We start from the raw sequence: 14394 nt of genomic DNA, 5'->3' as shown, positions 1-14394 counted from the left end.
CAGTCACGGTTGGGCAGCTTACGCCCAGGTGGCGCGGGCTCCCGGTGCGGGTGCGGCAGGGTGCGGGCGGGGTCCGGCGGGGCCCGGGTTCCGGACCACCGCCCCCGGCTGACGCTCCGTCAGGCCTTCTTGACGAACTCGGACTTGAGCTGCATCGCGCCGAATCCCTCGATGCGGCAGTCGATGTCGTGCCCGTCCACGCCGTCCACCAGGCGGATGTTGCGCACCTTGGTGCCGGCCTTGATGCCGGAGGGGCTGCCCTTGACCTTGAGCGCCTTGACCACGGTCACGGTGTCCCCGTCGGCCAGCACATTGCCGACCGCGTCCTTGATCACGCGCTCGCCGGTCGCCGCCGGGGCCTCGTCGGAGTCGGCGAGGACCCACTCGTGGGCGCACTCGGGGCAGACCATGAGGGCGTTCATCTCATACGTGTACTCACTGGAGCACTGCGGGCACGGGGGAAGGTTGTCGCTCATGAGTTCAGGATATCCAGGCTGGTCGGAGACGGTCGGGTGGGTTGAGGTCAGTGGTCGGCGGGGGTGCCGGCGGCCGCCCGGCCGTGGTCGGCGCCCGCTTCCCCCTCGTACAGGTGGGTGCGGGCGTGGGCGATGGCCTCGGGGGTGGTGGCGAAGACGTGCCCGTCGGCCCGCAGCCGGTCGAGCACGCCGAGGGCGTCCAGCGGACGGTGGTGCTCCTCGCGGACGCCGGAGACCAGGACCAGCGTGCCGCGCCGCCGGAGCTCGCCGATGGCGTCGCCGAGGACGGTGGCACCGCTGGAGTCGATCGCGCTGACCCGTGACATCCGCAGGATCGCCACCCTCACCTCGGCGGACCCGGTGAGTTCGAGCAGGAACCGGTGCGCGGCCGCGAACAGCAGCGGCCCGTCGATCCGGTAGGCGACGATGTGCTCGGCCAGCAGCGCCTGTTCCTCCTCGTGGTGGTCGGCCGGCGGGAGGTCGGCGTGCAGCGGGACCTGCTCGACCCGGGCCGCCCGGGCGACGGCGGCGAGCGCCAGGACGCCGGACAGCAGCATGCCGATCACCACGGCGGTGACCAGGTCGAAGGCCAGGGTGGCGGCGGCGGTCAGGACCAGCACGGCGGCCTCGCCGCGCCCGGTGCGGGCCAGCGCGCGCAGCGAGCCGACCTGGACCATCCGGACGGCGGTGGCGATCAGCACCCCGGCCAGGGCGGCCAACGGGATCCCCGCGACCAGTGGCGCGGCGGCGAAGACGATCACCGCGAGCACCGCGGCGTGCACCAGCGCGGCGAGCCGGGAGGCGGCGCCGGAGCGGACGTTGACGGCGGTGCGGGCGATCGCGCCGGTGGCGGCGACGCCGCCGAACAGCGGGGCGGCCAGGTTGGCCAGGCCCTGGCCGAACAGCTCGCGGTCACTGTCGTGCCGCTCCGACACGCTCATCGCGTCGGCCGCCGTCGCCGACATCAGCGACTCCAGCGCGGCCAGCGCGGCGACGGCGAGCGCGGAGGGCAGCAGCGCCGGGACGGCGGAGAGGTCGAGGAAGCCGAGCGACGGGGCCGGCAGACCGGTGGGCAGGTGACCGATGGCGGCGACCGGCAGGTCGGCCAGTTTCGCGGTGACGGTCGCCGCGACGACGGCGATCAGCGAGAACGGCAGCGCGGGCCGCAGCCGCACGCCGACCAGCATCACGGCCGCGACCGCGAGCGCCACACCGACCGAGGCCCAGTGCGGTGCGGTGGCGAACGCGCGCAGCGCCCGGGCCGCGACCACCACCGGGTTGTCGCCCTCGGGCTTGGCCACCCCGAGCGCGCCGGGCACCTGCTGGAGGGCGATGACCCCGGCGATGCCGACGGTGAAGCCCTCCACCACCGGCACCGGCACGTACGCCATCCAGCGGCCGGCCCGGAGCAGGGCGAGGAGCACCAGGACCACCCCGGCCAGCAGTCCGACGGTCAGCACACCGCCGGTGCCGTAGCGGGCGACGATCGGGACGAGGACGACGGTCATGGCTCCGGTCGGCCCGGACACCTGGAGGTTGGAACCGCCGAAGACGGCGGCCAGCGCCCCCGCGACGACCGCGGTGGCCAGGCCGGCTTCGGCGCCCGCGCCGGAGGAGATGCCGAAGCCGAGGGCCAGCGGCAGCGCGACGATGGCCACCGTGAGGCCGGCGAGCAGGTCCTTGCGCGGCGAGCGGCCCATGGTGGCGAGGATCGCCCGGGTGGGCAGGACGGCCCGCACCCGTTCGGACAGCGCGGTCGAGAGGCTCATGCCGTGGCCTCTCCCGACCGGCCGGCGGCCGGTCGGCGTTCGCCGGTTGCCGAGGTCACGGCCGCTCCTTCCCGCGTCCGGCGGCGCCCGGATGCGCCTCGTGCCGGTCCGACGGCACGAAAGCATGTATGAACTTGAAGAATTTTTCAAATCACTTGTTTCGCAAGTGCTGGACTCGGACCGTAGTGACCCCTGATGCCCGGGCGCCGGACGCCGGCGGTCGGCAGCGCTCCCGTCCGCGGCCCGGGAACCGCGCCGGGCGAGAACGGCCGGCCCCGGTCACCGCGCCGGGCGGAAACGGCCGGCCCCGGCCGCCAGGGCACTGCTCTCCCTGGCCGCCGGGGCCGGTCTTCGCGGGGCCGGTCCTCCGGCGCGACCGCGCGCTACGGAGTGTAGGTGTACCCCACGGGCGCGCTGGTGCCGCCCGCCGTGGTGACGGTGACGCCCACCGGGCCGGTCCGGTCGGCCGCCGGCGCGGTCGCGGTGCACAGCTGCGGGCCGCAGGAGTGGCGGGCGGCGGGCCGGCTGCCGAAGGAGACCGCACCGCCGGCCAGGTCGTGGCCGGTCACGATGATCGCGGTGCCGCCGCCGACCGGTCCGGACGGGGTGTTCAGCCCGGAGAGCGCGGGGGCCGGCGGGAGCGGCGGCGGGGCGCCGGTGTAGTCGAACGCCGCCGGGGCCTGGACCGTGCCGCCCGGTCCGACGACCGTGACGGCGGCGCTGCCCGAGCCGCCGGGCGTGGTCACCGTGCAGGCGGTGTCGGTACAGCTGCCGGGTGCCGGGACGCCGTCGACCAGCACCATGGCGCCGGCCAGGTCGGCCCCGGTGAAGGTCACGGGCGTGCCGCCCGCGCCCGGGCCGGTGGTGGCGCTGACGTCGTCGATCCGTGGCGGCGGGGCGAACAGCGGCGGCAGCGGTCCGATGCCGAGCAGGTGGGTGCGGACGTGCCCGGTGGGAACCGTGTCGTCGGCGTTGGCCACCCTCGCGGTGATCGCGCCGGTGACCGGGCCGGTCCCCTCCGCGACGACCGGGATCTTCATGAACTCCTCGGTGCCGGAACGGCGGTTGCCGTCCAGGACGGCCTCCAGGTGGCGGCCGTCGGGCGAGACGGTCTCGGTGAAGGTGTAGTCGTACGGCGTGGAGTAGAACATCGCGCCGCCGGTGGTGAGCCCCGGCGGGAGGTCGACGGTGAAGTGGGTCGGCCCGGCGAGGTCCTCGGCGCCGAGCACCCTCCAGGACACCGAGAAGACGCCCAGCCGGTTCTGTTCGGTCGGGTAGTTCCCCGCCATGTCGAGGACGATCCGCTGACGCACGACGGTCGGGCCGTCGGCGTGTGCCGGGGCGGCACCCGCCCCGGCGGTGGCGGCGGTCAGGGACAGGGCTGCGGCGAGACCGGCTCCTGCCAGTCTGATGATCGTAGGCATACCGAAATCCTTCCGAACGCCCGGCCTTTCGACCGCCACTTCCCCGAATCGCCCGAACCACCACCGCGATTGGCGCGATCCCGCACCCACCCGCCCCGCCGTCCGCCATCCCCGCCCCGCCCTGCCCCGCCACCAGCCGCCCCGCCGTCCGCCGCCCTGCCGTCAACTGCCGAGCGGCGCGGGCAGCGGACGGGCGTGCAGGACGTCCAGCCGGGAGACCGCCCTGGTCACCACCACGTACAGCCGGTGCAGGCCGCGCGGTTCGGCCTCCACGATGGCGGCCGGCTCCAGCACCACCACGTGGTCGTACTCGAGCCCCTTCACCAGCGAGGCCGGCAGCACCGTGACCCGCGCCGTGGTGCCGACCTGCTCGGCCTCCCCGGTCGGGATGCCCGCCGCCCGGAGCGCTTCGGCGGCCTCCGCCACCGCACCGTCCGCCGCGATCACCGCGATCGATCCCTCCCGCTCCAACGCGGCCCGCACCGCCGCCACCGCTGCCGGGACCAGGCCGCCACCGGCCACCTTCCGCACCGCCAACTCGCCGTCCCGGCGCAGCGACACGGCCGGCGGCACGTCCACCTCCAGCACACCCAGCAGGGTGTTGGCCAGTGCCATCACCGCGGCCGGGACGCGGAATCCGGTGGTCAGCGGAACCACCGCGGCCTGCGGCTTGCCCAAGTGGGCGAGTTGCTCGGGCCAGCTGCGGGCGGCCCACGGGGCGGTCGCCTGGGCGAGGTCGCCGAGGACGGTGAGGGAGCCGAAGGCACTGCGGCGGGCGATCGCCCGGCACTGCATCGGGGAGAGGTCCTGAGCCTCGTCCACCACGACGTGGCCGAAGCCCGCCGGGTGCTCGATCAGCCCGGACACCTCGTCCAGGAGCATCAGATCGTGCTCGGACCACCTGGCGCTCCGCTCCGAACGCGGCGGCCGGCGCCACCGGATCGCCTCCTGTTCCTCCGCGCTGAGCACTCCGTCGGCCGCCTCGGCCAGGACGGCCGGGTCGCTCAGCAGGGCGGTGACCACGGCCTCCGGGCCCAGATTCGGCCAGGCGGCCTCCAGGAAGGCCGCGACCGGTCTGCCGCGCCCGATCGTCCGCGTCCAGGCGCCGGACCTGACGCCGGAGCGGCGCTCGGCCTGGTCCTGGACCATCGCCACCACCCGGACGCGCAGGCTCTCCCGGCCGATCGCGTACGGCGGCGCCTGCTCGCACACCTCGGCGACCGCCCGGTCCAGCCGCTCCGCGCCGACCCGCCACCGGTAGGAGCCGTCCGGGACGACCAGCTGCTCCGCGCCCGTCGACCGGACCCGGCCGTACAGCGCCCGGCGCAGCACCGTGGCCATCCGCGCGTCCTGCTTGACCGCGGCGGCCCGCTCGTCGTCCACCGAGGTGACCTGCCGGGCGGCGACCAGGTCCTCGACGGTGCTCTGCGTGACGCCGATCTCGCCGAGCGCGGGCAGCACCTGTGCGATGTAGCGCAGAAAGGTCCGGTTGGGGCCGATGACCAGCAGACCGCCGCGCCGGATCCGCTGCGGGAAGCTGTAGAGCAGGTACGCGGCACGGTGCAGCCCGACGGCGGTCTTGCCGCTGCCGGGTGCGCCCTGCACGCACACCGACTCGCTCAACTCGCCCCGCACCAGTGCGTCCTGCTCGGGCTGGATGGTGGCGACGATGTCCCGCATCGGGCCCGTCCGGGGCCGCTCGATCTCGGCGGCCAGGATGCCGCCGGCACTGCCCGCGGCGCCGCCGCCCGTAGTACCGGCCGCCCCACCGTCCACCGAGCCGCTCCCGCCGGAGCTGCTCCCGCCGGAACCGCCCGAGCTGCCGGAACCGCCGAGGGGCTCGTCCTCCAGCCCGGTCAGGTCCTCCGGCGCGCCCGGGCTCCACGGCGCCCAGCCGAACCGCCGGCGCCGCACCAGCCCGAGCGGGTCGTGCGCGCTCGCCTGGTAGAACGCCCGGGAGACCGGGGCCCGCCAGTCGACCACGAGCGGCGGCACCGTCGGATCCTCGGAGATCCGTTGGCGGCCCACGTAGTAGCGCTGCCCCCGGTGGTCCCCGGCCTCCGCGGTGTCGGCGAAGTCCAGGCGGCCGAAGAACGACGGGCTCTCCGGCAGCTCCTTCATCCGCTTGGCACGGGTGCGCAGGTACCGGCCGAGCGCCTCCGCACTGGCGCCGTCGCCGGAGACGTCCTCCCCGGCGACCACCTGGTGGCTTGCGTCCTCGACCTGCCGGGCCATCGCCGCCCGGCAGACCTCGACGTAGGCCCGCTCCCGCTCCAGTTCGCCGTCGAGGCTCCGGTTCTTCGAGGTCATCGTTCGCGCCCCTTCCCGCACAACGGGCTCTCCTGCTGGTCGACTTCCAGCATAACCAAACTTAGTAAAAATACTAACTTGGTTAAGATTTCTGTTCGGCCGGGCCCGCGGGACACGTGTCAGGACACCAGGGGCGCCTCCTCCAGCTCGGTCAGCGTCACGGTGCACAGACCGCCGCGCTCGGTCCGCACGTCCGTGACCTCCAGCTGCGTGCCGGGCAGCAGGATGAACTCCTCCTCGCCGGTGAAGGCCGAGAAGTTCTGGATGCCGGCGGCCCGCACCGGGCGCACCTCGAAGAGCGTCCGCTTGCCCCGGCTGCCGAGGAACGCCTGCGCCACCCCGAGCTTGGAGGTGCAGGAGGACACGCCCCACCACGTCACCGTCCTGCCGAGCGGGTACTGCCGCCGCAGGTCCAGTGAGACCCCGCGCCACAGCGGCGCGGTGCGCACGGGCAGCCGGGACACCGCCGCGAACAGCAGCCGCAGGTACGGCAGGTAGGGCACCAGCCGGCCGCGGTCCGGCGAGCGCAGCACCGCGTTGATCTCCCGGTAGAACGCGGACTCGCAGGTGTACAGGTACAGCGCGGAGATCTCGTCGGCGGACAGGCCGGCGGCCGCCTCGCCCACCCGGCGCTCGCCGAACTCCTGCGACCGCGACACGTGCCCGCCCAGGCCCCGCAGCAGCTCGGCGACCGGTGCCACCGCCTCCCGGAAGCCCATCACCGGGGTGTCGAACACGCCGGTGATGGCGGGCAGGACGAGGCCCTCGTCCTTCACCCCCGCGAGTCGCTCCAGGTAGAGCTGGTGCAGCTCCATCGTGGAGGCGATGAAGGCGCCCATCCGCTCGGCGACCCCGCCGTCCGCGCCGCCGTCGTGCCCCGGCCGGGTGTCCCAGCCGGTGCTGGGCAGCCAGTCCACCTCGTCGGCGCCGAGCGAGGCGAGGGCCGCGTTCACCGTGGCGAAGTGCTCGCCGTCGCAGAAGAGGTCCCCCTGGGCCGCCGGGTTGGCGTGGTCGATGTGGCGGACCTCGACCTCGGGGTACTTCTTCTCCAGCCGCAGCACGACCTGCTTCAGGTTGCGCGCGTGCGCGCCCCACCAGGCGAAGACCACGAAGCGGTCCTCCTCGGCGGCCTGCTGCTTGGCCCGGAGGATCTCCTCCACGATCCGCTCGGCGACCGGCCGCCAGAACCCGGTGTGCTGGTCCGGCCCCATCGCGCCATCACCGCTCGCGGTCAGCGCCGCGTTCAGCAGCAGCACGCCCTGGGTGAGCATCGCCTGGAACCACTCCGGCGGCTGGACGGTCTCCTCCTTCTTCAGCAGCGCCCGTATGTCGGCGATCGGCGTCTTCTTGGGGATGCCGTACTTCCACATCGCCGCGGCCTTGATGAGGCACCGGATGCTGATCACCCGGCCGAACTGACTGTCCTTCCAGTCGTGGAAGGTGTTGTCGAACATCGCGATGCCGGTGGCGCTCTCCGGCCGCGGGTACGGGTTCTGACCGAAGACGACGACCTTCCACTTGTCCGGCGCGTGCGGCTTGAGCGCCTGGAAGGTCAGCTCGCGGACCGGGACGACGTCCGGGCTGCGGCCGGGGCCGATGAACGAGGCCGCCCCGGGCTGCGCCTCGATGACCGGCTTCAGCAGCGGCAGCCACGGCTCGCCGCCGCCCGCGAAGAGCTCCGCGAGGGCCAGCGGGTCGTTCGGGTCGGGCTGGGTGGCGGAGGTGTCGACAGCGTTCATGGTGGTGCGACTCCGGCTGGTCGGGACCGTACGAATGGCATACGAACGGCAGGTGATGAACCGTCAGCTTCCCTGGCGGACACCACAGTCCTACCAGCAGGGTCCGACACTCCCGGCCGCTCCGACCGGCGGCGGACCGCCGGGTACGGCACCGGGCGGATTGTCAGTTCCGGGCGCTAGCTTCGTCGGTACCGGCAGGGGCCGGGCGTCCGGGAGTGCCCGGACGCCCGCCCCGCCTTCCCCGCGACCGACAGGAGCCCCGCATGACCACCGACCGCACCCAGGCACCGCTCACGGTGCTGCTGACCGACCTCAACGCGACGGTCGTGGCGTCCTGGCGGGCCGCCTTCGCCGACACCCCCGGCGTCGAGGTCCGGCACGCCTCCCTGCTCACCGCGAAGGTCGACGCCTGGGTCAGCCCCACCAACTCCCTCGGCCGGATGGACGGCGGGACGGACGCGGCGATCAAGCGCCACCTGGGCGCGGGCATCCAGCTGCGGGTCCGGAAGGCGATCGACGAGCGGCACGCCGGCCGCCTCCCGGTCGGCAGCGCGGTCTGTGTCCCGTCCGGCGCCGTCAACCCCCGGTTCCTGATCTCGGCCCCGACCATGGAGACGTCCTCGGAGAACGTCAGCGAGACCTTGAACGTCGCCCTGGCCTGCGCGGCCGCGTTCCAGGCCGTCCACCGGCAGAACGCTCTGGAGCCGGGCAGCATCCGCTCGGTCGCGCTGGTCGGCATGGGCGCCCGGACGGGCCGGGTCCCGGCCCGGGTGTGCGCCAACCTGATGTGGTCGGGCTACACCCTCTTCAACGACCACCACTTCGAGGACGACGACGACCTGCGCGCCACCGTTCTCGCCCAGCTGGACGACCTGGAGAAGGCCCCCGCCACCGAACGGGTTCGGATAGCCCCGCCCGCACGCCGCGGCACGCCGGCCCGACGGGCCTGACCGCACCCCGACGAGCCTGACCGCACCCCGGGGCGGCCGGCCGACACCCCCTCACCCGACCCCGCCCGGGCCGGCCCCCACCCGCGCACCCCGGCCCGCCCCGCCCCGCGCTCAGCCCGCCGTGAGCACCAGGCGGATCCAGCGCTCGGACTCCGCCACCGCCACCCCCACGTCGAAGGCCGCCGGAGCGGCCGCGGCCTGCACCACCAGCCCCTTGAGCAGCCCGACGAAGGCCAGTGCGAAAGCCGCCGGGTCCACGCCGGGGCGCAGCTCCCCGTCCCGCTGCCCCTGGCCGACCACCTCGGCCGTCCACTCCCGGGTCCGGGCGTCCAGCTCCGCCACCGCGACGGTCAGTTCCGAGGCCCCGGCGAGCGCCTCCGCGCCCAGCACGACGAAGGCCCGGCCCAGATCGGTCGGGTTGCGCACCCCTTCCAGGCAGCCGCGCGCGAAGCCGCACAGCTCGTCCACCGCGCCCGCCCCGCTGCGCGCCGGCGCGGCCGCCGCCATCGCCTCGGCCAGCGCGGCCTCCTGGAGCCGGGCCAGCAGCGCGCCCTTCGACCCGAAGTAGTGGGTGGCCAGGCCCCGGCTGAAGCCCGCCGCCTCCCCGACCCTGGCGAGGGTGACCCCGGTGCTGCCGTGCTCGGCGATCAGCCGGGCGGCGGCGGCGATCAGCGCCGACTCGGCGCGGGCCCGCCGTTCGGCCTGGGTCCGGCGCGCCGGTGCGTCCCGAAGCGTCCCGGCACCACCGGCTCGTCCCTCATCGTGCGTAGACATAACACCATGCTAGTGTCGAACTTGCTTGTCAGATAACAAGTAACTTCCGGAGCGGCGGGCACTCCCCCGACCCGCCGCCCCCGCGAGAAGGGAAGTCCCCGATGACCGCCACGATGCTCGCCGGCCGGCTCGACGTCGCCAAGGGCGCCTTCGCCGTCGAGGAGGTCCCCGTCCCGGTGCCCGGCCCGGGCGAGGTGCTGATCAGGGTCGAGGCCGCCGGCGTCTGCCTCTCGGACGTCCACCTCATCGAGGGCATGCTCAAGCCGCTCTACCTCAAGGGAGACAAGGTCACCCTCGGCCACGAGGTCGCGGGCACCGTGCACACCCTCGGCGAGGGCGTGACCACCGCCGCCGTCGGCGACCGGGTGCTGCTCCAGGCCGGAGAGACCCGCGACGGCGTCGTGCACACCCGCGGCGTGGACTACGACGGCGGCTGGGCCGAGTACGCGCTCGCCACCGTCACCACGCTGGTGCCGATCCCGGACGAGCTCCCCTTCGACCAGGCCTGCTTCATCCCCGACGCGGTCTCCACCCCCTGGGCCGCCATCACCGCCACCGGCGCCGTGCGCCCGGCCGAGGCGGTCGGCGTCTGGGGCGTCGGCGGCCTCGGCGCCCACGGCGTGCAGCTGCTGCGGGCGATCGGCGCCTTCCCGATCGTCGCCGTCGACCCGCTGCCGGCCGCCCGCGAGCGAGCCCTGGCCTTCGGCGCCGACGCCGCCCTCGACCCGGCCGACCCCGGCTTCGCCGGGCTGCTGCTCCAGGCCACCGGCGGCCGCCCGCTGTCGGTCGCCTTCGACTTCGCCGGGGTCGCCCCGGTCCGCGAGCAGGCCATGGCCACCCTCGGCAAGAACGGCCGCCTGGTCCTGGTCGGCCTCACCGACAAGCCGCTGACCGTCACCAACGGCACCCGGATGAGCTACCTGCGCCAGGAGATCCGCGGCCACTACGGCTCCGAGGGCGAGGACGTCGTCGACCTGGTCAACCTGGTCCGCGGCGGCCGGCTGGAGTTCTCCCGCTCGGTGAGCGGCAGCTTCCCGCTGGCCGAGGCCGCCCGCGCGGTCCAGGCGCTGGAGCACAAGGAGGGCAACCCGATCCGCCTGGTGCTCAAGCCCTGACCCGGGGCCCCCGTCGCCGGGGCGGGCGATCCGGATATCCTTTCGAGAATTTCGGCAAGTTTCAGCAAGTCGACGAAAGGATGACCGCATGCGCCCGCCCCGCGACATCCCCTGGCACGAGGGAAGCTGGCTCAACGAGCCCGAAGACACCCGGACCGACGGTGCCGACCTCCTGGTCACCGCCCGCGGCCGGAGCGACTTCTGGCGCACCACCGGCTACGGCTTCGTCCGCGACGACGGCCACGCGCTGCTCGCCGGCTTCCCGCCGGGCAGCGCCACCGAGGTCACCTTCGTCGCCGACTTCGCCGCCCTCTACGACCAGGCCGGCCTGCTGATCCGGGTCGACCCCCGGACGTGGATCAAGGCCGGCGTGGAGATGAGCGACGGCGTTCCCCACCTCGGCGCGGTGGTCACCCGCGAGGTCTCCGACTGGTCCCTCGCCCCGGTCCCCGACTGGCACGGCCGCGCCGTCACCGTCCGCGCCAGTCGCACCGGCGACGCGGTGACCATCCGCGCCCGCTGCGAGGACGCTCCCTGGCGCCTCGTCCGCCTCGCCCCACTCGCCCCCGAGGCGGCGGCCACCGCCGGCCCGTTCTGCTGCTCCCCCGAACGCGCCGGCCTCCAGGTCCGCTTCACCCGCTTCACCCAGGGCCCCGCCGACTCGGCGCTGCACCTGCCGGACTGAGCCCGGCGGGTGCGGCGCCGCCCCCTTCCCCACCCCGGGTCGCACCGCACCGGATCCCGGCCCGCGGCGGTCGCGCGGCCGGCGGGGATGACGCACCGCCGGCCCCGACTCCGGGCCGCTCCGCGGGAAATGGCATGCACGCCACTAGCCAACCGTCCAGTAGCACCCCTACCGTCGACTCTCCGCGACTCGACGGAGGAGTCCGCCTTGCGACCACACCGACGCCCCCGCCCCCGATCCCTCCGACTCCCGGCCGCCGCCCTCGCCTCGGCCCTGCTCGTCACCGCAGCCCTCACCACCCCCACCGCCACCGCCGCACCCACCCCCGCGACGGCGGCCACGGCCACCGACCTCTGCGGCGGCCACTGCGCCGACATCCTCCCGCCCGGAGAGAACGGCAACGCCACCCTCGCCGAGATCCTGCTCAACCGGGCCTTCGGCACCCGCCCCGCGCACACCGACGACCAGCTCGGCCCCTACGCCGCCCTCGCCTCCGGCTACCCCGGCCTGACCGAGGCCAAGCTGCGCGACTTCTTCAACGACGCCTCCTTCGGCGTCCCCGCCGACCAGGTCGCCAGCAGCACCAGCCCGCGCCCGGACGTCACCATCGTCCGCGACAAGGCCACCGGCGTCCCCCACATCACCGGCACCACCCGCTACGGCACCGAGTTCGGCGCGGGCTACGCCGCCGCCCAGGACCGGCTCTGGGTGATGGACCTCTTCCGGCACGTCGGCCGCGGCCAGCTGTCCGGCTTCGCGGGCGGCGCCGCGGCCAACCGCCAGCTGGAGCAGAGCTTCTGGCAGGCCGCGCCGTACACCGAGGCCGAGCTGCAACAGCAGATCGACGCCATCGCCGCCCGGGGCGGCCGAGCCACCCAGGCGCTCGCCGACGCCACCGCCTACCTCGACGGCATCAACCAGTACGCCAAGGAGTCCTACAACGCCCGCACCTTCCCCGGTGAGTACGACCTGACCGGACACATCGACCCGATCACCAACGCCGGATCGATCGAGCCGTTCAAGCTGACCGACCTGGTCGCCCTCGCCTCCGTGGTCGGCGCGCTGTTCGGCTCCGGCGGCGGCGGTGAACTGTCCTCCGCCCAGGTCAAGTCGGCCGCCGAGGCCCGGTACGGCAAGGACGCCGGGGACGCGGTCTGGAAGTCGCTGCGCGAGGCCGACGACCCGGAAGCCGTCCAGACCCTTCACGACGGGCAGAGCTTCCCGTACGCGACCGTCCCGGACCACCCGCAGGGCGAGGCGCTGCCCGACCCCGGCTCGGTGCTGCCCGAACGGGTGGTCTACGACGCCACCGGCTCCGCGAACTCCGCGGCCGGCCCGGCGCCCGGCGTCCTGCCCGGCAACCTGCTGAGCGCCAGGCACGGCATGTCCAACGCCCTGCTGGTCTCCGGCGCGCACACCGACGACGGCCACCCGGTGGCCGTGTTCGGCCCGCAGACCGGCTACTTCGCCCCGCAGCTGCTGATGCTGGAGGAGATCCAGGGCCCCGGGATCAGCGCCCGCGGCGCCGCCTTCGCCGGCCTGAGCTTCTACGTGCAGCTCGGCCGCGGCCAGGACTACGCCTGGAGCGCCACCTCCGCCGGGCAGGACATCACCGACACCTACGCCGTCCCGCTCTGCACCACCGACGGCTCCCCGGTCACCACCGCCGCCGACTCCTACCTCTGGCACGGCCAGTGCCTGCCCTTCGACCGGCTGGAACGCAAGAACGCGTGGAACCCCACCACCGGCGACTCCACCCCGGCCGGCTCCTACACCCTGGTGATGTACCGCTCGAAGTACGGCCTGGTGACCGCCCGGGGAACGGTCGGCGGCTCCCCCGTCGCCTTCACCTCACTGCGTTCCACCTACCGGCACGAGGCCGAATCCATCATCGGCTTCCAGGAGTTGAACGACCCGGGCGCGGTGCACGACGCGGCCGGCTTCCAACGGGCGGCGCAGGACATCAACTACACGTTCAACTGGTTCTACGCCGACTCGCGCGACATCGCGTACTACAACTCCGGCAGCAACCCGGTTCGCGCCCCCGGGGTCGACGCCGGGCTTCCCGTGCTGGCCCAACCCGCCTACGAATGGGCCGACTTCGACCCCACCGCGAACACCGCACGGTACACCCCGGCGGCCGAGCACCCGCAGTCCGTCAACCAGGACTACTTCATCTCCTGGAACAACAAGCAGGCCGACGGCTACACCTCGGCCGGCTTCGGCAACGGCTCGGTGCACCGCGGCAACCTGCTGGACGACCGGGTCAAGTCCCTGCTCCGCAACGGCGGGAAGGCGAGCCGGGTCTCGCTCACCCAGGCGATGGAGAGCGCCGCCCTGGCCGACCTGCGGGCCGAGGACGTGCTGCCCGACCTGATCCGGGTGCTGCGCAGCGCACCGGTGACCGACCAGGCCACCCTCACCGCCCTGCAGCAACTGGAGGCCTGGCTGGCCAACGGCGCCCAGCGGAAGGAGACTTCGCCGGGGATCCACGGCTACGCGGACGCCACCGCGATCCGGGTGATGGACGCCTGGTGGCCGCTGGTCGCCGACGGCGTCATGCGGCCGGGCCTCGGCGACCAGCTGTTCGGCGCGCTCACCGGCGCCCTCCAGATCAACGAGTCCCCGTCGGGCGGGCAGACCGGCCCCTCCGGCGGCCCGGTCAGCGCCAACGAGGCCATCCCGCACAAAGGTTCGGCCTTCCAGTACGGTTGGTGGAGCTACCTGGACAAGGACCTGCGGGCCGTCCTCGGCGACCAGGTGGCCGGCCCGCTGGCCCGCCCGTTCTGCGGCGGGGGCGACCTCACGGCCTGCCGGACCGTCCTGCTGAACACCCTGAAGCAGGCCGCCGCCCGGACCCCCGCCCAGGTCTACCCGGGTGACGCGGACTGCGCGGCGGGCGACCAGTGGTGCGCCGACACGATCATCCAGCGCCCGCTGGGCGGCGTGACCGACGCCAAGACCACCTGGCAGAACCGGCCGACCTACCAGCAGGTGGTGCAGTTCCCGAGCCACCGCTGATCCCCCGCCACTGAGCCCCCACCACTGCTACCCCGCCGCCGGGCCCCACCACCGGGGCCCGGCGCGCGCCCGTCCCGACCAATCCGGCGCGCGGCCCGCCGGAACTGCCCCTAGCGTGGTCCGGGGACCGC

10 protein-coding genes are annotated in these 14394 nt (G+C 74.2%); 4 read left to right on the top strand and 6 right to left on the bottom strand.

From position 1 onward, the window contains the following. Positions 1-119: 119 nt before the first annotated feature. The 5 genes from ACFRAR_RS07665 to ACFRAR_RS07645 all read right to left on the bottom strand — a co-directional run bounded on the left by ACFRAR_RS07665 (position 120) and on the right by ACFRAR_RS07645 (position 7718). Positions 120-476, bottom strand: a complete 357-nt coding sequence (locus ACFRAR_RS07665) for a zinc ribbon domain-containing protein YjdM (protein ID WP_380695877.1) — start codon at positions 474-476, stop codon at positions 120-122. A gap of 47 nt (positions 477-523) precedes the next feature. After that, on the bottom strand, positions 524-2245 hold the full coding sequence (locus tag ACFRAR_RS07660) for a SulP family inorganic anion transporter (RefSeq protein WP_380695875.1): 1722 nt from the start codon (positions 2243-2245) through the stop codon (positions 524-526). A 383-nt stretch (positions 2246-2628) separates the two neighbouring features. After that, positions 2629-3669 (bottom strand): IPT/TIG domain-containing protein, encoded by a 1041-nt coding sequence (locus ACFRAR_RS07655; RefSeq protein ID WP_380695873.1) that lies wholly within the window; start codon positions 3667-3669, stop codon positions 2629-2631. A gap of 162 nt (positions 3670-3831) precedes the next feature. After that, positions 3832-5979 carry a HelD family protein gene (locus ACFRAR_RS07650; protein ID WP_380695871.1) on the bottom strand — a complete coding sequence of 716 codons (2148 nt, stop codon included), beginning with the start codon at positions 5977-5979 and terminating at the stop codon, positions 3832-3834. Between the two features lie 119 nt (positions 5980-6098). Beyond that, complete coding sequence (locus ACFRAR_RS07645) at positions 6099-7718, bottom strand: ADP-ribosyltransferase domain-containing protein (RefSeq protein ID WP_380695869.1); 1620 nt, start codon at positions 7716-7718, stop codon at positions 6099-6101. Between the two features lie 263 nt (positions 7719-7981). Between ACFRAR_RS07645 and ACFRAR_RS07640 the strand changes: the two genes are divergently transcribed. Then, the gene (locus tag ACFRAR_RS07640) at positions 7982-8668 is read left to right on the top strand and encodes a macro domain-containing protein (protein ID WP_380695867.1); all 687 of its coding nucleotides are present in this window, start codon (positions 7982-7984) and stop codon (positions 8666-8668) included. A 111-nt stretch (positions 8669-8779) separates the two neighbouring features. On the opposite strand, the gene ACFRAR_RS07635 is transcribed toward ACFRAR_RS07640, so the two are convergent. After that, positions 8780-9442, bottom strand: coding sequence for a TetR/AcrR family transcriptional regulator (locus tag ACFRAR_RS07635; protein ID WP_380695865.1), 663 nt, complete (start codon positions 9440-9442; stop codon positions 8780-8782). 101 nt (positions 9443-9543) lie between these two features. On the opposite strand from ACFRAR_RS07635, the gene ACFRAR_RS07630 reads away from it, so the two are divergent. The 3 genes from ACFRAR_RS07630 (at position 9544) to ACFRAR_RS07620 (ending at position 14263) form a co-directional block, all read left to right on the top strand. Beyond that, positions 9544-10557, top strand: a complete 1014-nt coding sequence (locus ACFRAR_RS07630) for a zinc-binding dehydrogenase (RefSeq protein WP_380695863.1) — start codon at positions 9544-9546, stop codon at positions 10555-10557. Between the two features lie 88 nt (positions 10558-10645). Next, positions 10646-11242, top strand: a complete 597-nt coding sequence (locus ACFRAR_RS07625) for a DUF1349 domain-containing protein (protein WP_380695861.1) — start codon at positions 10646-10648, stop codon at positions 11240-11242. A gap of 129 nt (positions 11243-11371) precedes the next feature. Continuing rightward, entirely contained in the window at positions 11372-14263 is a 2892-nt protein-coding gene (locus ACFRAR_RS07620) for a penicillin acylase family protein (RefSeq protein WP_380695859.1), read from the top strand. The last annotated feature ends 131 nt before the right edge of the window (positions 14264-14394 follow it).

Source organism: Kitasatospora sp. NPDC056651, assembly GCF_042792155.1.
Lineage (GTDB): Bacteria > Actinomycetota > Actinomycetes > Streptomycetales > Streptomycetaceae > Kitasatospora.
Note: the sequence above shows the minus strand (reverse complement) of the source record. Positions and strands in the feature narration are given on the sequence as shown.